Here is a 20498-nt window from a genome sequence, read left to right as displayed (position 1 = left end):
CTGCTCGTAGAACACCCGCTCGTTCGGATACACCTGGCGCGCCATGAATGCCGCGAGCTGCTCGACCAGCATCCTGACCTTCGGGGACGAGGCGAAATCCATTGCGCGGTGTCTCCTTATGAACCGTCGAGTCGCATGGCGACGTCACTGCGGCTTCGCTCGCCGCTGCCCGCGAAAGGCCGCCAGGCGGCGCTTGTGGTCGTCACTCCGGAACGCGAAGCTCTGCAGGTACACTTCGTACTCGAGGTCCGTGTCCAGGTCGAGGCTCTCTCCTCGCCGGAGGGCGAGCTTGCTGATGAAGGAGGCCCGTCGGGGGCCCGCCGCGATTCGCTCGGCCACCCGCATCGCCGTCTCGTCGAGGGCGCGGTCGGGCACGACATCCGCGAAGAGCCCCAGCGCCAGCCCCTCGCGCGCCGACACGCTCCCGCCCGCGAGCAGCAGGTAGCTCGCGCGTACGGGGCCCACGATCCGCGGCAGGAGGTACGTACAGCCCATGTCGGCGGAGGCGAGGCCGATGCGCTCGAAGACGAAGTCGTAACGAGCGCTCTCGGCGGCAATGGCGATGTCGCAGGCCATGGCGAGCGCAGCCCCACCGGCGGCGGCCGCCCCGTTCAGCGCCGGGAGCGTCCGCACGCCGAGCGCGTTCCGCCGCTCGGGACGGTTCAAGATGACGCGGGTGATCGAGCCCGACCGCTCGAGCAGAACTTCAGAATCTCCCATGGTGCCCCCTCTCTGTCCACCGCGGCGCCGGGCTAGAAGCGCCCGAGGACCTCGCGGGCGATGATCATCCGCTGGATCTGGCTCGTCCCCTCGCCGATCTGGTACAGCTTCGCGTCACGCAGGTAGCGCTCCACCGGGTACTCGCGCATGTAGCCGTAGCCGCCGAAGATCTCCACGGCGGAGTTGCAGGCGCGCAGGGCGGCCTCGGCCGCGAAGAACTTCGCCATCGCGGCTTCCCGCTTGATGGGCAGGCCCGCATCGGCCATCCGTGCGGCGTTGAGGGTGAGCAGGCGGGCGGCCTCGATCTCGGTCGCCGCCTCCGCGATCGGCCACTGCACGCCCTGGAAGGCGGCGATCGGCTTCCCGAACTGCTCCCGCTGCCGGGCGTACGTGGTCGCCGCATCGAGCGCCGCCTGGCCGAGTCCCACCGAAAGCGCGGCGACGTTGACGCGGCCGCGGTCCAGGGTGCGGGCGAACTGACGGAATCCCTCGCCCTCCCGCCCGATGAGATTCTCGGCGGGAACCCGGGCGTCATCGAAGTACAGCATCGCGGTGGGCGAGCCGTGCACGCCGTACTTGCGATCGGCCTTGCCCACCGTGAACCCGGGGGTCTCCCGCTCCAGCACGAAGGCCGACACACCGCGCGAGCCGGGCTCGTCGCCGGTGCGGGCGGTGATCACGAAAATGCCGGCCACCGTGGCGTTGGTGATGAACACCTTGGTCCCGGTGATCCGGTAGTGATCGCCGGTCCTCACCGCCCGCGTCCGGCAGGCCGCGGCATCGGAGCCGCCGCTCGGCTCGGTGAGGCCGAAGGCGCCAATCTTGGCGCCGGTCGTGAGGGGGACGAGATAGCTCTGCTTCTGCCGCTCCGTGCCGTGCCCGGCGAGGACCGACGACGCGAGGCTGATGTGCGCGTTCAGCGAGCTGCCGACGGCGCCGGAGGCGCGCGACACCTCCTCGAGGAGCAGGGCCACCATGACGCAGTCGGCGCCCCCGCCGCCGTACTCCGGCGGGTACGGCGCCCCGAGGAGCCCGAGGCCGGCCATTTCGCGGAACAGCCCCGCCGGGAACTCGTCACGCTCGTCGATGTCGGCCGCGAGCGGCGCGATCCGCTCCTCGGCGAACCGCCGCACCATCTCGTGGAACTCGCGCTGCACGTCCGTGAGGAAGTACTTGTTCATTCCCGTTCTCCCGCGGCGGCCGCGTGGGCGCGCGCCAGCTCGCGCAGCTTGAACCGCCGGATCTTCCCCGAGCCCGTCAGCGGCATCTCATCGACAAAGGTGATCCCGCGGGGGACCTTGAAGCGCGCGAGGTTTCGCCGGCAGTGCTCGATGATCTCCGCGGCGGTGGCCGCTGCGCCCGGACGGAGCACAACGAAGGCGTGCACGGTCTCGCCGCGGACCTCGTCGGGGAGGCCGGCCACCGCCACCGACTGCACCGCCGGGTGCTCGAAGATGACCGTCTCCACCTCCTTGGGGTACACGTTGTTGCCGCTCGTCACGATCATGTCCTTGAGGCGGTCGAGGATGTAGAGGTGCCCGTCCTCGTCCATGGTCCCGATGTCGCCGGAATGCAGCCATCCGTCGCGCAGCGTGGTGGCCGTCAGCTCGGGCTGGTTCCAGTAGCCGATCATGAGAGTCCGGCAGCGGAAGAGGAGCTCCCCCGGCGCGCCGGCGGGAAGGTCGCGGTCGCCCGCGTCCACAACGCGAGCCTCGATCTCCGGCAGGGCGGGCCCGCAGGAGCCCGGGCGAACGGGCTCCCCCGGGCGCTGCACGGTGGCGACCGGCGAGATCTCGGTGAGCCCGTAGCTCTCCAGCGTCTCCACCCCGAGCGATCTCCGGAGGTCCTCCTTGAGCTTCTCGGGCACCGGGCCGCCACCCACGTCGATCAGCCGGAGGCAGGTCAGGTCACGGCCCGCCATGTGCTGCGCCATGCGGACGAACATCGTCGGCACCCCGGCCAGGCAGGAGACCCGGTGGCGCTCAATCAGCTCGACCGCCGCCACGGCATCGAACGTCGGCGTGATGACCGTGCTCGCCCCGACCAGCCCAGCGTGCAGAAAATCGAAGGCGAAGCCGAAGCTGCTGTACGTGGGAAGGAGGGTGAGGAACCGGTCGGAGTCGCGGTAGCCGAGGACGCCCGACGCCAGCCGGGCGTTGTCGACGACGCCCTGCTGCCTGAGCACGATGCCCTTCGGGGTCCCCGTCGTCCCGGAGCTGTAGATGATGAGAGCCGGCGCCTCGGCTCGGCTCGGCTCCGGCGCCGTTGACTCCCCTGCCGTCTCGATCGCCTGGTCGTACGACCGCCAGCCGGGCGCGGTCCCCACCGTGACCAGCCTCAGCGTGAGCGAGCCGGGCAGCACCTCGGCCGGGACCCGGTCGAGCAGGGATGCCTCCGCCACCAGGGCGGCCGGCGTGCAGTCGGCGAACAGCAGCCCGTTCTCGCGGGCGGTGTTGAGGCCGTTGACGGGGACGGCGACGGCGCCGACGAGGCCGCACGCGATGTAGGACTCGAACAGCTCGCGCGAGTTCCGCATGAACATCGCGACCCGATCACCGCCGCCGATCCCCGCCCCGGCCAGGACGGACGCCAGGCGCCGGGCGCGCTCGAGCGTCTCGGCGTACGGGACGGGGCGCCCATCGGTCAGCACCAGGTGGGTCGCGCGGCCGGCCCGGCGCGCAGCCTCCGAAAACACTCCATCGATCGTTTGAGCCATGCCGGTCACAGGAGCCCCAGCGACCGGGCGATGACATTGAGCTGAATCTCGTTGGTGCCCTCCCCGATCCACGCCTCGGGCGCGTCGCGGTAGAGGCGCGCGATCCTCATCTCCTCGATGTAGCCCGCCCCACCGTGCAGCAGGAGCGCATCGCTCGTGACGCGCACCGCCGCCTCGCTCGCCAGGTACTTCGCCATCGACGCCTCGCGGACGCAGTCGCGGCCGGCCATGCGCAGGCGGGCCGCGCGGTAGATCATCAGCCGCACGGCGTCCACCTGCGCCGCCATGGCGGCGATCTTGAAGGCCACGCCCTGGAAGGTCCCGATGGTGACGCCGAAGGCCCGCCGCTCCCCCGCGTAGTGCAGGATCAGCTCGAAGGCCTGCTGGGCGAGGCCGAGGCCGCGGTTGGCGACGAGGATCCGCCCTTCCGTGAGCGTCTCCTTGAGCTGCCCGAGGCCGCGCCCGAGCTCGCCCAGCACCCGGCGCGCCGGCACCCGCACGTCCTCCAGGCTCACGAAGCACGTCGACGACGAGTGGTTGCCGACCTTGTCGAGCTCGCGCGCCACCACGCCGGGATCGCGGGTGTCGACGATGAACATGGACAGGGCGCCGGCCGTCCGCCCCTCGCCCGTCCGGGCCGCGACCAGCATGAAATCGGCGATGGATCCGTTCGTGATGTACAGCTTGCTGCCGTTCAGCACGAAGTCGCCGCCGTCGGCCCGGGCCGTGGTGCGGATGCCGCGGATGTCGCTGCCGGCATCGGGCTCGGTGAGGCCGAAGGCGCCGATCCGGTCGCCCCGCAGGGCGGGCAGCAGGAACTCCGCCTTCTGCTCGTCCGTCCCGAAGTGGAGCACGGAGCCTGCCGCCAAGTGCTGGTGCGCGAAGACGCCCGCGGAGACGCCGGCGGAGGCGCGCGTCAACTCCTCGTAGAAGATGCAGCCCATCAGGAGGTCGCCGCCGGCGCCGCCGAACTCGACCGGGAAGTTCACGGCGAGGAACCCGCTGTCGCGCAGCACCGCGTAGACCTCGAGCGGGAAGCGGTGCTCCCGCTCGCCGAGGGCGGCCAGCGGCTCCACCTTGTCGGCGACGAAGCGGCGGAAATGATCGCGAAACTCCCGGTGCTCCCGCTCGAGGCCGTAGTCCTCGACCCAGGCCGCGTCCGTCATCATGAACTCCCCTCTCCTCCGTCGAGGTAGATGGTCTGCCCCGTCATGAAGTCCGACGCCGGGGACGCCAGGTACACGGCGAGCGGTCCGATCTCGTCCGGCTCCCCGAGGCGGCGGAGCGGGATCCTGGAGAGGATCAGCGCCCGCGTCTGCTCGTCCGCCATCGCGTCGACGGAGAAGTCGGTGCGGATGTAGCCGGGGGCGAGACAGTTGACCCGGATGCCGTGGCGGGCCCACTCCACGGCGAGGCAGCGGGTCAGGGCATCGGCACCGGCCTTGCTGACGCAGTACGCCAGGAACTGGGGCACCCCGATCTTTCCCCACAGCGAGCCGACGTTGATGATCTTGCCGCCGCCCCGCGTGATCATCGACGGGGCCACCGCGCGGGCGAGGCGGAACATCGAGGTGAGGTTGGTGGCGAGGACCCGCTCCCATTCCTCATCGGTCAGCTCGAGGGCCCGCTTCTGCAGCGTGATGCCGGCGTTGTTCACGAGGACGTCGATCGGCCCCAGGGCCTGCGTGATCGCCTCCAGCTGGGTCGCGATGTCCTCCGCCCGCGCGACGTCGAGGTGGAACGCGCGCGCGCTCCCGTCCCTCGCCCGGATGGCGGCGGCGGCGGCCTCGACCTGATCGAGCGAGCGCGCCGCGCACGCCACCGTCGCCCCGGCCCCGCCGAGTGCCTGCGCGATGGCATACCCGATGCCCCGCCCGGCGCCGGTAACGAGGGCCACGCGGCCGGCGAGTACCCGGCCGTCCTCGCTCACGGGATCACCGCCACCGGCGCGGGCCGGCCACCTGGAACCCTCACGCCAGCCACCGCTTGCGGCGCCGGTAGTGCTTCACCTCGTGGTAGTTCAGGGCGCCGGCGCCGGCCAGGTAGAAGTCCTTGATGTCGGGGTTCTTCTTGAGCACGTCGGAGGCTCCCTCCATGACGACGCGTCCGTTCTCGAGGAGGTACGCGTGGTGCACCACGTCCAGCGCCGCGGTCGCGTTCTGCTCGACGAGCAGGATGCTCACGCGCTCCTCGCGGTTGATACGGACGAGGATCCGGAAGATCTCGATCACCAGCGCGGGCGCCAGGCCGAGGCTCGGCTCGTCGAGCAGGAGCAGCTTCGGCCCGGTCATGAGGGCCCGCCCGATGGCGAGCATCTGCTGCTCCCCACCGGAGAGGTACCCGGCCTGCGCCTTTCGACGCTCGGGCAGGCGCGGAAAGTATTCGTACACCCGCTCCCTGAGCTCGGCGACGCGTCGACGGTCCCGGTGGACCGTCGACGCCGCCAGCAGGTTCTCGTCGGGCGTCAGATGCTCGAAGACGCGCCGTCCCTCGAGCACGTGGACGAGACCGAGACGGACCCGCTCCGCCGGACCGAGCCGGAGGACGTCCCGCCCCGCGAACCGGATCTCGCCACGGGTGACGTCGCCCCGCTCGGGACCGAGCAGCCCGCTGATCGCCTTCAGCATCGTGCTCTTCCCGGCGCCGTTGGCGCCGAGCAGTGCCACCATACCGCCCGCGGGCACCTCCAGCGAGACGCCCTTGACGGCGAGGAAGACGCGGTCGTAGATCACCTCGACGTTGCGGACTGCGAGGATCGCTTCGGTCACTTGCCGGACCGCTGGAACTCCTCCGCGGACTTCTTCACGAGGTCCCAGACGATCTCCCGGTAGGCGTTGAACCAGCCGCTCTTCGGCACCCACTTCGTCCCGTCCCACTGGCTGATCCGGCCGAAGCCGCCGCCCTCGTGGTCCTTGGGAGTCAGGGTGATCGGCGCGATCAGCCCGCCCTCGTCGAAGTCCCGGAGCGTCTCCATGGCCTGCCGGATCTTCTCCGTGGTCACCGGCTCGCCGAACTTCTCCCGGGCGATCCGTATGCCCTCCACGACGGGCGCCACCGCGTTGATGCCGATCACGTAGTAGGTGGTGCCCACGTTCTCGATCTTCCCGTGGCCCTTGCCCGCCTTCTGGTACACCTCGCTCAGGATCCCCCGGACGATGGCGGTGTCGCGGCCGGGGATGGCGGCCTCGAAACGCAGCAGGCCGCGCGCCTGCTGGGCGCCGACCACCTGCATGTCCTTCTCCGCCACCCAGATGACGGAGATGACGCGTTCGAGGTTCATCCCGTTCCGGATGGCCTCGCGGATGGAGACGGGCTGGCCGACGCCGGCGCCCCAGAGGATGGTCCAGTCGGGCCGGAAGCGGCGGACCTGCGTCCACGTCGCGGACTGCTCGTTGCCGGGCGACGGGTACGGGAAGAGGCCCAGCTCGAACCCCAGCCGCTTGCTCAGCTCCTCGAACACCGGGATGGGCTCCTTGCCGAAGGGCGAGTCGATGTGCACGAGCGCCAACTTCTTGCCCTTGAGGTTCCCGCCTTCCTGGTCGAGCGTGTACTTCGTGATCGCGGCCGCCTGCGACCAGTAGTTCGCCCCCAGCGAGAAGAAGTGCGTGAAGACGGAGCCGTCGGCGACGTCGGACCGGCCGTGGAACGGCATGACCACGATCATGTTGTCCTTCAACGCACGGGGCAGCACCGCCCGCGAGACGGGCGTGCTGACGAGGTCGAAGATGGTGGCCCCTTCACGCTTGAACCGCTCGTAGGCCTCGATTCCCCGCTGGGGTTCGTTGCCGTGGTCGGTGATGAGCCACTCGAGCTTGTACCCGCCCACCCCTCCCTTCAAATTGACGTACTGCAGGTAGTCGACGGACCCCTGGATCCACTCCTCGGTGATGAAGGTGTAGACCTTGGTGAAGTCGGCGGGGAAGCCGAACTTGATGACCTTGTCCTGCGCGGGCGCTGGGCTCCCGGCAGTGCCGACCAGGGCCAGCGCGAGCACGACGATGAAAGCTCGTTTCATGGCGATCCTCCGTAGTGTCACGACTGCGTTGTTAACATCACCGCCCGAGCCCCGACTTGCGGGCATACCCGAACGGCCACACGAGGAAGTAGTTGCGAACGTTGTCGTAAACCTTGGCCAGACCGAGGGGCTCGATGAGCAGGAACCCCACGATGAGGCCCCCGTACAGCACGAGCGGCAGCTGGGCGAGGGTGGTCGACGGGACGGCGACGTCGAGAAGCGTGGCGCCCGCCCGCAGGAAACGGTCGAGGAAGATGGGCGCCAGGAGAACGAAGCCGGCGCCGAAGTAGCTGCCGACCACGCTGTGCAGCCCACCCGTGATCACCATGGCGGCGACCTGGATGGAGACGTCGAGGCTGAACTGCTCCGGAGTGACGACGCGGTAGTACGCGAAGGCAAGCACGGCGCCGGTGACGCCGCCCAGGAACGAGCTGATCCAGAAGGCCAGCGCCTTGTAACGGTACGTGTTGACACCGATCACCTCCGCCGCATAGTCCTTCTCGCGGACGGCAACGAACGCGCGCCCGAGCGCGGTGCGGCGCATGTTCAGCGTGAACAGCGCGACGGCGGAGCACCAGGCGAAGGCGAGGTAGTAGCGCGCGCTGTCCGACGCCAGCTCCCAACCGAGCAGGTGCGGCGCCGGCACCTGCAGGGTGGCCTGCGCGCCCCCGCTGATGGCGGGCACGTGCACGAGGACCCAGTCGACCACGTACTGCAGCGCGAGCGTGCTGACGGCCAGGTACAGCCCTTTGACGCGGACGGCGGGCACGCCGAAGATCGAGCCGACGAGGGCGGCCGCGAGTCCGGCGCCGACGAGGGCCAGCACGAACGGCACGCCGGCTCGCACGAGGTGGACGGAAGCGTAGGCGCCGACGGCCATGACGGACGCGAAGCCCAGGTGTACCTGGCCGGCCCACCCCATGAGCACGTTCAGGCTCAGCGCCGCCGCGCTCCAGATGATCCACGGCAGGAGATAGCCGCTGAAGTACAGGTCCGGCAGCCAGGCCGGCGCCGTGAGGGCGAGCACCACCAGCAGCCCGAGCAGGCGCCGCTCGAACGGGATGGGGAGGACGCGGGAGTCGGTCTCGTAACTCGTGTGGCGGATTCCGGCGCGGCGGTAGAACACGTCGCTACACCCGCTCGATGATCTCGCGGCCGAAAAGGCCGTGCGGCTTGAAGAGGATCGTCAGCAGGATCACCACCGCCGCCACCACTTCCTTGGTGCCCCCGCCCACAAGCGGATCGAGGTAGCCCGAGATCACGCTCTCCAGGACGCCCACCAGGAGCCCGGCCACCACAGCGCCTCCGATGCTGTCCAGGCCGCCGAGGATGGCGACCGCCAGCGCCTTGAGCAGCAGCAGCGAGAGGGTCCAGTCGATCCCCTGGACCGAGGCCCACACCGCTCCCGCGAGCGTGGCCAGCCCGCCCGCAATCGCCCACGTCAGGCCGATGGCGCGCTCCACCGAGATCCCGACCGACCACGAGGCGACATAGTCGTCCGACACCGCGCGCAGCACGACGCCGAGCCGGGTGTGGAACAGCAGCATCAAGAGCAGCATGAGGACGAGCGCGAGCGCGCCTCCCGCCAGGTACACCCGGTTGATGAGGAGGGCGCCCACGAAGAACGGGTCCTGGCTGATGCCGATGCTGAACGGCTTGCTGCCCGCCCCCCAGATGGCGGGCGCCAGCCCGCGCAGCATGATCTCGAGGCCGAGGGTGAGCATGAGGATCATGATGAGCGGCTGGCCGGCCATGCGGCGGAGCGCGAGCCGCTCGATCCCGGCGCCGACGGCGGCCATGACGAGGACGGCCGCCACCAGGGCCAGCCCCAGCGGAAATCGGAGGTGGGTCGTGATGGCCCACGTCACGAACGCGCCCAGCATCACCAGCGATCCGTGGGCGAGGTTGGCCACCGCCGACGACTTGTAGACGAGGACGATGCCGAGCGCGACGAGCGCGTACATGAGCCCGAGCAGCGCGCCGTTGGCGGCGAGCTCGGCGGGGTAGGCCAGCCGCGCGTAGATGTCCGTCATGCGACGTCGTCCAGCGTGAGCTGCCGGCGGATGGTCCCCGTCTCGCCCGTCTCGTAAGTGATGCGCGCCTCGACGTCGATGACGCGCCGGCCGCTGTAGAGCGCCTCGATGATCGGGCGGTAGCGCTCCTCGATGACCCCGCGTCGCAGCTTGCGGGTGCGGGTCAGCTCCCCGTCGTCGGGGTCGAACTCTTTGTGCAGGTTCACGAAGCGCCGGATGGCCAGCTCCGGAGGCAGGAGGCGGTTCACGTGGCGGATGCGCTCGCCGATCAACCGGTAGACCTCGGGCTCCTGCGAGAGATCCGCGTAGGAGGTGTAGGAGATGCCCCGCACCTCCGCCCAGTGGCCGACGGCGTCGAAGTCGATGCAGACCAGCGCGGCGAGATGGTCGCGCCCGGCGCCGAGGACGGCGGCTTCCCGGATGAACGGGCTGAACTTGAGGCGGTTCTCGACGTACTGCGCCACGAATCGCTGGCCACCGCGCGTCTGCACGACCTCCTCGACGCGGCCGAGGATCACGAGCTGACCGTCCGGCTCCAGGTATCCGGCATCACCGGTGTGGAACCACCCGTCGCGCAGCGCGCTCGCCGTCGCCTCGGGGTTGTTCAGGTATCCCTTGAAGAGGCTCTCCGAGCGCAGGAGGACCTCGCCGGCCTCGCCGATCCGGGCCTCGACGCCGGGCAAGGGCCGGCCGACCGTGTGCAGGCGCACCTCGTCGTCGGCCTGCACCGACGTCAGCGCCGAGTTTTCCGTCTGGCCGTAGATCTGCTTGAGGTTGACCCCAAGACCTCGGAAGAAGAGGAAGGCATCCTCGCCGATCGCCTCGCCACCGGTGTAGGCGCGCCGGACGCGCGACAGTCCCAGGTGGTCTTTGAGCGGGCCGTAGATCACGGGCTCTCCGAGACTCCGGACGAGGCGCCGGCCCAGGGACGTCGGCTTGCCCTCCAGGCGCGCCCGCTCGATGTCGACGGCCACCGGCATGAGGCGATGGTACAGCCAGCGCTTGAGCCGCGGCGCCTCCTCCATGCGGACGTGCACGTGGGTCAGCATCTGGTCCCAGCTGCGGGGAGGCGCGAAGTACAGGGTGGGCGCGATCTCCTGGAGGTTCTGCAGTACGGTCTCCGGCCGCTCGGGGATGTTCACCGTGAACCCGAGCGCGACGGCGGCGGCCACCGAGAAGACGAAGTCGCCGACCCACGCCATCGGCAAGTAGGCGACGATCTCCTCGCCCGCCTCGAAGTACCCGCCCGCAGCGCCGTTCCGCACGGCGGCGAGCAGCTGGCCATGCTCCAGCATGACGCCCTTCGGCGTCCCTGTCGTCCCCGAGGAGTGGAGCAGCACGGCGGGGTCGCCGGGGCCGGCCCGGCGGAGGAGGGCGTCCCGGAGCTGGGGCTGCGTCTCCAGCCGCTCCACGCCGCTCGTCCTCACGGCGGCGTACGCGAGGAGTCCCGATTCGGTGTAGGTGCCGAGGCCGCGCGCGTCGTCGTAGACGAGGACGTCAAGGTGCCCGATGTGCTTGCGGAGGTCGAGCAGCTTGTCGACCTGCTCCTGGTCCTCCGCGAGGGCGAAGCGCGCCTGGCAGCTGCCGACGATGTGGCGCACCTCGTCGGCGATCGCGTCCGGGAAGACCGGCACCGGGACGCCGCGCAAGGCCGATGCCGCCAGCATCCCGAAGTACAGCCGCGGCCGGTTGTCCCCGAGGATGATGAGGGCGTCGCCGTCCGCGAACCCCAGCGCGTCCAGCCCCGCGGCGAGCGCCAGCACCTCGTCGAAGTACTGCCGCCACGTGTACTCCTGCCAGATGCCGAGGTCCTTCTCGCGCAGGGCCACCACGCGCGGCATCTGAAGGGCGTTGCGGGACAGCAGCTCGATCAACGTCGCCGACGCCGGCGGCGCGGCGACTTCGCCGGGCTGAGCGAAGCCCAACTCACGCCGCATCGCGGGCAACTCCCCCGAGGTACGCCGAGACGACCCTGGGATCGGTGACGACTTCTCGCGGGACGCCCTCGGCGATCTTCTCGCCGTGACTGAGGACGGCGATCCGGTTCGAGATCCCGAGCACGACGTCGAGGTGATGCTCGATCAGCAGCACCGGGAGGCGCCGCTCCGCGTGGACGTCGAGGATGAACCGGGCCATGTATTCCTTCTCTTCCTGGTTCATCCCGGTCATGGGCTCATCGAGGATCAGGAGCTTGGGCTCCGCTACCAGCGCCCGCGCCAGCTCCACGCACTTCTGCAGCCCCAGCGGCAGGATCTCTACCGGCTCGTGGCGCACCGGCGCCAGCTGCATGAAGTCGATGATCTCCTCCACCACGCGCCGGTGGAGGACCTCGGCGCGGCGGGCCCACCACCAGTAGCACGCGGTGCTCAGCGCCCCGGGGCGCATGTGAATGTGACGGCCGAGGAGGATGTTGTCGAGCACGCTCATGCCGCGGAAGAGGGCGAGGTTCTGGAACGTGCGGGCGATGCCACACTGTGCCACCCGGTGCGGGCGCAGCCCCGTGATGTCGGCGCCGTCGAACATGATCCGCCCCTGCTGGGGCGGGTAGAAGCCGGTGATCGCGTTGACGAGGGTGGTCTTGCCGCTGCCGTTGGGACCCACGAGCGCGACGATCTCGTCGCGGTGCACGGTGAAGTCCACGCGGGTCAGCGCCGCGATACCACCGAACAGGCGAGAGACGCCCTCGCAGCGCAGCATCGCGCCGTCCGCGGCGGGCGCCGCCTCGGGGACCGCGGGGCTGGCGGCGTCGCTCACGGCGTCGCCGGCGTGACCCGCTCGATGAGCGAGATCTTCTGCACGCCGGGCTTCTCGAAGGTGTCGGGGGGAACCAGCTCCACCACGGGGCGGAAGGCGAGCGCCTCGCGGAGCCTGCGCTCGAGCTCGGCGATGAGCGCCGGCCGGTCGGCGGCGGTGACGCCGTGGCCGTGCTCGACCTTGACCCGGAGCGGCCGCTGCGTGGTGTGCCCGGGGAAGTCGACGACGACCTTGATGGCCCCGGTCGCCCGCGGCTTGAGGCGCGCCACGACGTCCTTGATCGCCGACGGAAAGACGTTCACCCCGCGCACGATGAGCATGTCGTCGGTGCGCCCGAAGCACCGGATCTTCGGCGAGGTCCGGCCGCACCGGCAGGAGGTGCCGAGGACCTCCACGTGGTCGCCGGTGCGGAAGCGGAGAAGCGGCGAAGCCTCCCGGTCGATGGCCGTGTACACGAGCTCGCCCTTCACCCCGGCCTCGAGCGGCAGGGGCACGTCCGTCTCCGGGTCGATGACCTCGAAGAGGATGAATTCCTGGGCGCAGAAGTGCATGCCGCTCTTGTCCTCGCACTCGCCCCAGTAGGTGCAGCCGAGGTCGGTGCCGCCCAGCATCTCCCGGACCTCGGCTCCCCACAGCGCCTCCGCGCTCGCGCGCACGGCTGGAATCCCGCCCCCGGGCTCGCCGCCGACCGAGATGTTCCGGACTCCGAGGGTCTTGGCCTCGCGGCCGAGCACGGCGGGGGCCTGCTCGGCGAGGTAGATCGTGAAGTACGGCGTGCCGGTGATCACCCGCGGTCGCTGATCGGCACACACGCGCAGCAAGCGCTCGACGCCGGCGTCGGCGCCGACGGGGATGTCGCACACGCCCAGGTACTGGAGGATCTGGACCATCGGAAGGCCGCCGACGAATCCCTTGCTCATCGAGAACCCGTGGAGGCAGACGTCGCCCGGCCGGAAGCCGTTGGCGAACATGGTCCGCGCGCCCATCTCGCACCACACGCGGATGTCGTGGTGGGTGAGCCCGACGTAGGACGGGCTCCCCGTCGTCCCCGACGAGGCCTGGATCTGGATCACCTTGCTCATCGGCGCCGCCAGGTGCCGGCCAAGCGGCGGCTGGGCCGCCAGGCTCTCGCGCAGCTCCGTCTTCAGCGTGAGCGGCACGCGCGCAAGATCGGCGGCGGTCTTGACGGCGTCGAACTGCACACCGGCCGCGCGCAGCTTGTCGCGGTAGAACGCGGAAGTCCCCTCCAGGTACCCGAGCTGCCGCCGCAGCGCCGCCTCCTGGATCGCCTGCACCTCCGCCCACGGCTGTCCCTCGATCTCGTGCCAGAACCTCTCGTCCATGCCCTGCGATCTCCTATGAGCCCCGCCGGTCACGCCTCACGCCCCCGCCGCACGCTTCACGTGCACGGTCAGTCCACGCGCCGGAAACGCGGGAGCGCCACCTCCGGCGTGATGGTATCGAAGACGACCTCCACCGCCTGGCCGAGCCCGACCGTCTCGGGGGGGGCATCGACAAGCGTGCTGATCATCCGCGGCCCCTCCGCGAGCTCGACGAGCACCACCGTGTACGGCACGTCGTCCTTGAACTCCGGCGACGGCGGCCGATACACGGTGCTGAAGCTGTAGATGGTCCCGCGGCCGCTCGCCGGCCGGTGCTCCAGGCCCGCGCCGAGGCACCGGCCGCAGAGCGCGCGCTGGTAGAACTGCACGTACCCGCAGTCCCGGCAGTGCTGGAGCAGCAGCTCGCCGCGCGCGAGCCCGGCCCAGTACGCGCGGGTGTCGTCGTCGATGCGCGGCAGCGGCTTCCCGGCGCTCATGCGCGGGGCTCCGTGCCGAGGATGATGGTCGCGTTCGTGGCGAAGCCGCCGCCCAGGCTGTGGCAGAGCGCGAGCTCCGCCCCCTCCACCTGACGACCGTCCGCCTCGCCCCGGAGCTGCCGCACCATCTCCACGATGTGGAAGAAGCCGCCCGGGAGACCGGGATGCGCGTACGAGAGCATCCCGCCGTGGGTGTTGATGGGGATCCGGCCCCCGAAGGTGATGTGCCCGGCCTCCACGAACGGCCCGCCCTCGCCCTTCCGGCAGAAGCCGAGGTCCTCCAGCATCATGATCACGGTGCCCGTGAAACAGTCGTAGATGCCCGCCACGTCGATGTCCCCGGGGCCCACCCCGGCCATGGCGTAGGCCTTGCCGCTGGAGATGCGGGCCCCGGTGGTCGTGATCGACTCGGCGCAGAAGATGTGCTCCTGCGTGTAGCTCTCCCCGGCGCCGAGGAGGTAGACCGGCTCCCTGCGCAGGTCGCGCGCCCGCTCGGCGGCGGTCAGCACGAGGGCGGCGCCCCCGTCGCTGATCAGCGCGCAGTCGAGCATGTGGTACGGCGTCGTGATGGGCTTGGACGCGATCACGTCGTCGACGGTGAGGGGCGCCGTCATGTGGGCGCCGGGCTTGCGCCGCGCGTGCTCCCGGGTGATCACCGCCACGCGCGCGAGCTGCTCGCGCGTCGTGCCGTACTCCGCCATGTGACGCTGGGCGGTCAGCGCGAAGGTGGTGGCCACCAGGAGCCCGAACGGCGCCTCGTACTGGGGGTCGCGGCTCTCGATCAGCGCCTTCACGGCGAGGTCCCGCGTCATGCCCGACAGCATGTTGTCGCCGCAGCAGACGACGACGGTCTCGGCGAGGCCGGCGTGGATGGCCGCCGCCGCCAGGCTGATGGAGGCCGCCGCCGACGCTCCGGAGACGTTCACCGTGTTCGAGAAGGTGGGCTGGATGCCGAGGTACTCGCTCACCGCCACGCTCATGCGGTGGAACGGCGCGACGAAGCTGGGACACGTGAGCAGGCCGTCGACCTGGCGCTTGTCGATGCCCGCATCCGCGAGCGCCAGGCGGGTGGCCTCGGCGTTGAACCAGAGCGCGCTGCGGCCCGGGACCTTGCCGACCGGGGTCTCCCCGACCCCCACGATGGCCACCTGCCCCGCGTAGCTGCCCACGGCTACGCTCCGTGCCCCGTGGCGATCACGCCGCGCCGGATCATGCGCCCCTCCTCGAGTCGCTCAGCCGCCATAGGACTTCGGGAGGCCGAGCACGTGCTCGGCGATGTAGTTGAGCGTCATCTCCTGGGAGACGGGAGCGGTGCGGAAGAGTCGCAGGTCCCGCCAGTACCGCTCGATGTGATACTCGGTCGTGTACCCGTAGCCGCCGTGAACCTGCATCGCCTGGTCCGCGGCGCGGAAGGCGGCGTCGGCGGCGACGTACTTGGCCATGTTGGTGTCGGCGCCGCACGGCAACCCGCGGTCGAACGCCCACGCGGCCCGGTAGTTCATGAGCCGCGCGAGCTCGAGCTGCGCCTTGTACTGCGCGAGCGGAAACGCCAGGCCCTGATGCGTTCCGATCGGCGCGCCGAAGACCTTCCGCTCGCGGGCATAGTCCACAGCCAGGCGCAGCACGAGGTCCCCCGTCCCCACGCACGTCGCCGTCGTCGCGATCCGTTCGGGATTCAGGGTGTCGAGCAGCATGCGCCAGCCCCGCCCCTCCTCGCCGACGAGCGCCGAGGCGGGAAGGCGGACCTGATCGAAGTGGATGAAGCTGGTGGAGGACATGTGGATGCCCAGCTTCTCGATCGGCCGGATGTCGATGCCGGGGCTCCGGGGATCGAGCAGGAAGAGGCTCAGTCCGCGGGTCCAGCTCCCGTCGCCTTCCGGCGAGGCCGTGCGCGCGACGAGCAGCATGCCCCCCGCCCGGTCGGCACCCGAGATGAACACCTTCTGGCCGTTGACCAGCCATCCGTCGCCGTCCCGCCGGGCGGTCGTGGTGAGGCGCGACGTGTTGGTCCCGGCGTCCGGCTCGGTGAGCGCCATGCAGAACTCCAGCGTGCCGTTGGCGAGGCCGGGCAGGTACCGGCGCTTCTGCTCCAGGCTCCCGTGCTTCACGATGGTGACGGCCCCGAAGACGGAGTTCAGGATGAAGAGGAAGCCGGCGGCGGCGCCCGCTCCTGACGCGGCCACCTCCTCGATGGCGAGGGCGAGCTCGAGCGTCCCCAGGCCACTGCCTCCGTACTCGGGCGGGATCACGATGCCGAGCCAGCCGCCATCCGCGAGGGCGCGCCAGAACTCCTCGGGAAAGCGGTGACGCGCGTCCACCTCGCGCCAGTAGTCGAGGTCGAACGCGCGCGCGACCTGGCGCACGCCCTGCTGAACCGCCCGCTGCGCCTCGTCGAGCTCGAAATCCACCGTCAGCGGCCCTCGAAGCGCGGGGCCCGCTTCTCCTCGAACGCGCGGACCCCCTCGAGCATATCCTGGGTGTGGTCGAGCGGGCGGCGCAGCGCGCGGGCCAGCTCCAGCGACGAGGCGAGGTCGGCCTCGTAGCACGCGTTGACCAGACGCTTGAGCGCCTGGACGGCGAGGGGACCGTTGGCGGCGATCTCTCCGGCCAGCCCCCGCGCCTCGGCCATCAGCCGGTCGTGGGGGACCACGACGTCCACGAGCCCGAGGGCGCCGGCGTCCCGCGCGGGGAAGCGTCGCCCGCTGAACAGCGCGAGCTTGGCGATGCCCTTGCCCACGAGGCGTGTGAGACGCACGGGGCCGCCGGCACCGGGAAAGACACCGATCCGCACCTCGGTAAGCCCGACCTCGGCCCGGTCCGACGCGAGCCGGATGTCGCAGGCGACGGCCAGCTCCATCCCGCCCCCGAGCGCGTAGCCGTTGATGGCGGCGATGACGGGCACCGGGAAGGTCTCGATTTCGTCGAAGCAGCGCCCCAGGCGGAGGGCATGGCTCCAGCGCTCGTCGAGGCTCATGGCCCCGCGCTCCTTGATGTCGCCGCCGACCGAGAACGCGCGATCGCCGGCGCCGGTGACGACCACCGAGCGGATGCCGGGCGTCGCCCTCAGTTCGGCGAGCGCCCGCTCGAGATCGTCGGCAAAGCGCCGGCCCATGGCGTTCATGGCGGCGGGCCGGTTCAGCGTGAGGGTGGCGACGGCGCCGTCGACAGCGAGGACGACCTCGCGCTCACTCGTCACCGGGGTCATCCGGGGATGACCCCGTTCCACCGCCGCACCGGGCGGCGGGGCTTTGCCGCATACGCGTCGAAGCGCCGTCTCAGCTCCTCGCGCAGGTCGCGGCCCGGCACCACCGCGTCGATCAAGAACTCGGAGGCGATCCGGTAGATATCGATCCGCTCGTTGTACTCTGTGCGGCGCTCGCGGATGAACGCCTCGCGCTCCGGGCCGTCGAGCGACTGGATCGTGTTGAGATGAATCGCGTTGATCGCCGCCTCCGGACCCATGATCGCCAGCTTGGCCGTGGCCAGGGCGATGCACGCGTCGGGCAGGAAGGAGCCGCCCGACATCGCCATGTAGCCGGCGCCGTAGGCCTTGCGCACGATGACCGAGATCTTCGGCACCGTGGCCTCGGCCACGGCGAAGAGGAGCTTCGCGCCGTGGCGGATGATCCCCTGCCGCTCGACCTGGCTGCCGATCATGAAGCCCGGCACGTCGGCCAGGAACAGCAGCGGGATGTTGAACGCGTTGCAGAGCCAGACGAACCTCGCGCCCTTGTCGGACGAGTCACTGAAGAGCACGCCGCCCTTGACCTTCGGCTGGTTGGCGACCACGCCGACGACCCGGCCGTCGAGCCGGGCGAGCCCGGTGATGAGCTCGGGGGCGAAGAGCCGCTTCGTCTCGAAGAAGCTGCCCTCATCCACCAGCCGGTCGATCACCTGGTACATGTCGAAGACCCGGTTCTGCTCGGCCGGGACGATCTCGTCGATGGGGCGGCCCGCGGCCGGCGCGGCCGGCGCCGCGGCGGGCGGGGCCTCGCGCCAGCTCCGCGGCATGTACGTGAGATACCGGGTGACCAGCTGGAGGGCCTCCTCCTCGCTGGCCGCCAGCACGTCGCCGAGACCACTCACGCTGCAGTGCATGCGCGCGCCGCCCATCTCCTCCATGGTCACCTTCTCGCCCGTCGCCATCTCCGACATGCGCGGCGAGCCGAGGTAGGCGGAGGCATGCCCGTCGACCATGATGACCAGGTCGCAGAACGCCGGGATGTAGGCCGAGCCGGCGGGCGAGGGCCCCAGCAGGACGCAGATCTGCGGCACGACGCCCGACATCTGGATCTGGTTGTGGAAGATGCGCCCGGCGTGGTTCCGTGCCACGAAGATGTCGAACTGCTCGTCCAGGCGGCCGCCCGCGGAATCGACGAGGTACAGCATCGGGAGCTCGGCGTCCCTGGCGATCTCCTGGATACGCTGGATCTTCTGGATCGTCGTGCGGCCCCACGTGCCGGCCTTCACCGTCATGTCGTTCGCCATGACGCACACCGGCCGGCCGCCGATCTTGCCGGTGACCGTGACCACCGCGTCCGCGGGAAGTCCGTCGTCGGCGCAGCGAGCGAGCGCGCCCTCCTCGACCATCGAATCGGGGTCGAGCAGGCGGTCGAGCCGCTCCCGGACGAAGAGCTTGTCCTCGGCCCGCAGCTTGGCGTGGTACTCCGGACGCCCGCCCTGCCGCACGGCCTCGAGTCGCCGAACCAGTTCCTCGTCAAGGGACATGCAACGCTCCTCCAGTCTCAGAGCCTGCTTCTCGCATCAAGCCCTCCGGGCAAACGGGCACGTTAACCCGACTACGCCCTGCCGGTGACCGGCATTATGACCCAAATCACAAGCCGCCGTCCCCCGGCGCCGTGAGGGCACGGATGTACGTGGCGGGCGCGCCATCGCGGCGCTTGTAGATGTGCAGCGTGCACGACCCGTCGGGACGCGACGGCCGCTCGAAGACCCAGTGGGGTCGGCCGAACCATCGCAGCGGCGCGACGCCGTTCCAGATCGGGCAGTGACTGCAGTACACGGGCAGGCGAGGCTCACCCGCCGTGAGCGGGCCGGGCCCCTCCACGTATGGCAGCGCCTCCGGCCCCGCGTAGGCGCCGCGGAGAACGAGCGCGCCTCCGCTCCCGCAGCGCGACTGCTCGATGGTGAACTTCTCCGCGTCCTCCGTGACCTGGAGTCGTCCCATGTGCTGCTTCAAGAGGTACGCGCTCGTCCAGGCGAACTCTTCGGGGGACATTTGTTCCCACCGCTCGAACCCTCGGCGCTGTCCCTCCGCCATCGCGACGTGGAGATCCAGCAGCGCGGTCGGTCCCGAGCGGCGCAGCACCCAGCCGAAGCTCTCGGCCATGAAGCGGATCAGGCGATCGTGCCGGGGGACGTAGTGGCCCCCCTCCTTCAGGTCGAGGCAGGCATGGGCCCGTCCCACGTCGCCCGTCTCGATGGCCAGGACGACCTCATCCGCGAGACGCGCCTGCTCCTGGTCGAATCGCTCCTCGCCTGCCTCCAGGCAGCGCGCGGCGCGCCTCAGCTCCTCGTCGAGCCCGTCTGTAGGATAAGCCGCCGCCGGCTCATCGCTGTCCGTCGGGGCCATCAGCCGTGCCATGTCGAGCCGGAACCGGCGTGCGAGCTCGGCAACCTCCGCCGAGGCGGTGTCGGCCAGGAGGCGCAGCAGGACACGGACGGTGATGCCGAGGCCGCGATACATGAACGCGTACTCCTTGGCGAGGCTCCGCGCCTGGCCGTCGCCCTCGAGCGCCAGCCTGCGGGCGGCGTGGAGATCGCCCGCATCGAGCGCCGCGCGGATGGCATCGCTCAGCCGCCGCCCCCACTCGTGAATCGGCGCCGTCGTCATCTCTTCACCCCCCCAGCCGCGGCGGCGGGCATTGCTAAACCGGCACCGCCTCCGCCCGTCGCCGGACCAGCGTCACGTGTTTGGAGTTGCCCCGGTTTGGTGGAGAGTGAACGGCTTTCGGGATGCTCACTGTACCACCCCTGAGGGGGACAGTGGAGGTGACCGGTTTCGTGGACACTGTTCCCCTATGGGGGGAGGACCGCCGTTCCCGAAGTTTAGGCTCTTCAGAGCTTCAGCGAGTGACGGCTCGACCTCCCCCCCCCTTGACCCGCATGTCATTCTTGACGGACTTCACGCCCGCGATCGCGCCGGCGACTTGGACCGCCTTGTCGATGTCCGCCTGAGATCTGACGAGGCCGCTCAACTGGACCATGCCCTTGAACGTTTGGACATTGCAGGGCTCCTGACATGCCGCGCGAAACCTGAGGTTTTCGCTTGACTTGATTGGGTGTATGCGGCATAATAGTGGCAACATGTGGAGGTTGCCATGGCCCTGACCGCCCGCCTGCCGCTCGTCCCGCCCGGTGCGCACGAGGTGACGGATTCGCTGGCCATCTTCCGTGACGGCGAGCGCGTCGTCTTCTTCA

Annotated in this window: 18 protein-coding genes and 1 pseudogene; all 19 read right to left on the bottom strand. The window is 70.2% G+C overall.

Annotation, left to right across the window (positions count from 1 at the left end; translation table 11 throughout):
• Positions 1-144 precede the first annotated feature (144 nt).
• Positions 145-720: an enoyl-CoA hydratase-related protein gene (locus Q7W02_10555; GenBank protein ID MDO8476610.1), complete on the bottom strand. Its 576-nt coding sequence runs from the start codon at positions 718-720 to the stop codon at positions 145-147.
• A 32-nt stretch (positions 721-752) separates the two neighbouring features.
• Complete coding sequence (locus Q7W02_10550; GenBank protein MDO8476609.1) at positions 753-1901, bottom strand: acyl-CoA dehydrogenase family protein; 1149 nt, start codon at positions 1899-1901, stop codon at positions 753-755.
• Positions 1898-3415: an AMP-binding protein gene (locus tag Q7W02_10545; protein MDO8476608.1), complete on the bottom strand. Its 1518-nt coding sequence runs from the start codon at positions 3413-3415 to the stop codon at positions 1898-1900. The genes Q7W02_10550 and Q7W02_10545 overlap by 4 nt, the downstream gene beginning before the upstream one ends.
• Before the next feature lie 26 nt (positions 3416-3441).
• Positions 3442-4605: an acyl-CoA dehydrogenase family protein gene (locus Q7W02_10540; protein MDO8476607.1), complete on the bottom strand. Its 1164-nt coding sequence runs from the start codon at positions 4603-4605 to the stop codon at positions 3442-3444.
• Positions 4602-5366, bottom strand: a complete 765-nt coding sequence (locus Q7W02_10535) for a 3-oxoacyl-ACP reductase family protein (protein ID MDO8476606.1) — start codon at positions 5364-5366, stop codon at positions 4602-4604. Before Q7W02_10535 ends, Q7W02_10540 begins: the two co-directional genes overlap by 4 nt.
• A gap of 40 nt (positions 5367-5406) precedes the next feature.
• A complete protein-coding gene (locus tag Q7W02_10530; protein ID MDO8476605.1) occupies positions 5407-6204 on the bottom strand; it encodes an ABC transporter ATP-binding protein in 798 nt (265 codons plus the stop codon).
• Positions 6201-7451 (bottom strand): ABC transporter substrate-binding protein, encoded by a 1251-nt coding sequence (locus Q7W02_10525; GenBank protein ID MDO8476604.1) that lies wholly within the window; start codon positions 7449-7451, stop codon positions 6201-6203. The genes Q7W02_10530 and Q7W02_10525 overlap by 4 nt, the downstream gene beginning before the upstream one ends.
• Positions 7452-7488: 37 nt before the next feature.
• Positions 7489-8577 (bottom strand): branched-chain amino acid ABC transporter permease, encoded by a 1089-nt coding sequence (locus tag Q7W02_10520; GenBank protein ID MDO8476603.1) that lies wholly within the window; start codon positions 8575-8577, stop codon positions 7489-7491.
• Between the two features lie 4 nt (positions 8578-8581).
• Positions 8582-9484, bottom strand: a complete 903-nt coding sequence (locus tag Q7W02_10515; GenBank protein MDO8476602.1) for a branched-chain amino acid ABC transporter permease — start codon at positions 9482-9484, stop codon at positions 8582-8584.
• The gene (locus Q7W02_10510; GenBank protein MDO8476601.1) at positions 9481-11421 is read right to left on the bottom strand and encodes an AMP-binding protein; all 1941 of its coding nucleotides are present in this window, start codon (positions 11419-11421) and stop codon (positions 9481-9483) included. The genes Q7W02_10515 and Q7W02_10510 overlap by 4 nt, the downstream gene beginning before the upstream one ends.
• Complete coding sequence (locus tag Q7W02_10505; GenBank protein ID MDO8476600.1) at positions 11411-12181, bottom strand: ABC transporter ATP-binding protein; 771 nt, start codon at positions 12179-12181, stop codon at positions 11411-11413. Before Q7W02_10505 ends, Q7W02_10510 begins: the two co-directional genes overlap by 11 nt.
• A gap of 53 nt (positions 12182-12234) precedes the next feature.
• Entirely contained in the window at positions 12235-13581 is a 1347-nt protein-coding gene (locus Q7W02_10500; GenBank protein MDO8476599.1) for an AMP-binding protein, read from the bottom strand.
• A 68-nt stretch (positions 13582-13649) separates the two neighbouring features.
• Positions 13650-14057 carry an OB-fold domain-containing protein gene (locus Q7W02_10495; GenBank protein MDO8476598.1) on the bottom strand — a complete coding sequence of 136 codons (408 nt, stop codon included), beginning with the start codon at positions 14055-14057 and terminating at the stop codon, positions 13650-13652.
• Positions 14054-15226, bottom strand: a complete 1173-nt coding sequence (locus Q7W02_10490; GenBank protein ID MDO8476597.1) for a thiolase — start codon at positions 15224-15226, stop codon at positions 14054-14056. The genes Q7W02_10495 and Q7W02_10490 overlap by 4 nt, the downstream gene beginning before the upstream one ends.
• Before the next feature lie 63 nt (positions 15227-15289).
• Entirely contained in the window at positions 15290-16465 is a 1176-nt protein-coding gene (locus Q7W02_10485) for an acyl-CoA dehydrogenase family protein (protein MDO8476596.1), read from the bottom strand.
• 2 nt (positions 16466-16467) lie between these two features.
• Entirely contained in the window at positions 16468-17253 is a 786-nt protein-coding gene (locus tag Q7W02_10480; GenBank protein MDO8476595.1) for an enoyl-CoA hydratase-related protein, read from the bottom strand.
• A gap of 5 nt (positions 17254-17258) precedes the next feature.
• Positions 17259-18785: an acyl-CoA carboxylase subunit beta gene (locus Q7W02_10475; protein MDO8476594.1), complete on the bottom strand. Its 1527-nt coding sequence runs from the start codon at positions 18783-18785 to the stop codon at positions 17259-17261.
• Between the two features lie 106 nt (positions 18786-18891).
• Complete coding sequence (locus tag Q7W02_10470; GenBank protein ID MDO8476593.1) at positions 18892-19911, bottom strand: hypothetical protein; 1020 nt, start codon at positions 19909-19911, stop codon at positions 18892-18894.
• A gap of 232 nt (positions 19912-20143) precedes the next feature.
• A pseudogene (locus Q7W02_10465) lies at positions 20144-20305 on the bottom strand (BON domain-containing protein).
• Between the last annotated feature and the right edge of the window lie 193 nt (positions 20306-20498).

It is taken from the genome of Candidatus Rokuibacteriota bacterium, assembly GCA_030647435.1.
Lineage (GTDB): Bacteria > Methylomirabilota > Methylomirabilia > Rokubacteriales > CSP1-6 > AR37.
The sequence above is the reverse complement of the archived record's forward strand: the minus strand, read 5'-3'. Positions and strand labels throughout refer to the sequence as shown.

Bases quoted from the DNA above. Each gene is read 5' to 3' on its own strand.
- Q7W02_10525 (MDO8476604.1), bottom strand. From the start codon at position 7,451: ATGAAACGAGCTTTCATCGTCGTGCTCGCGCTGGCCCTGGTCGGCACT.
- Q7W02_10495 (MDO8476598.1), bottom strand. From the start codon at position 14,057: ATGAGCGCCGGGAAGCCGCTGCCGCGCATCGACGACGACACCCGCGCG.
- Q7W02_10555 (MDO8476610.1), bottom strand. From the start codon at position 720: ATGGGAGATTCTGAAGTTCTGCTCGAGCGGTCGGGCTCGATCACCCGC.
- Q7W02_10475 (MDO8476594.1), bottom strand. From the start codon at position 18,785: ATGTCCCTTGACGAGGAACTGGTTCGGCGACTCGAGGCCGTGCGGCAG.
- Q7W02_10540 (MDO8476607.1), bottom strand. From the start codon at position 4,605: ATGATGACGGACGCGGCCTGGGTCGAGGACTACGGCCTCGAGCGGGAG.
- Q7W02_10470 (MDO8476593.1), bottom strand. From the start codon at position 19,911: ATGACGACGGCGCCGATTCACGAGTGGGGGCGGCGGCTGAGCGATGCC.
- Q7W02_10500 (MDO8476599.1), bottom strand. From the start codon at position 13,581: ATGGACGAGAGGTTCTGGCACGAGATCGAGGGACAGCCGTGGGCGGAG.
- Q7W02_10505 (MDO8476600.1), bottom strand. From the start codon at position 12,181: ATGCTGCGCTGCGAGGGCGTCTCTCGCCTGTTCGGTGGTATCGCGGCG.
- Q7W02_10510 (MDO8476601.1), bottom strand. From the start codon at position 11,421: ATGCGGCGTGAGTTGGGCTTCGCTCAGCCCGGCGAAGTCGCCGCGCCG.
- Q7W02_10550 (MDO8476609.1), bottom strand. From the start codon at position 1,901: ATGAACAAGTACTTCCTCACGGACGTGCAGCGCGAGTTCCACGAGATG.
- Q7W02_10515 (MDO8476602.1), bottom strand. From the start codon at position 9,484: ATGACGGACATCTACGCGCGGCTGGCCTACCCCGCCGAGCTCGCCGCC.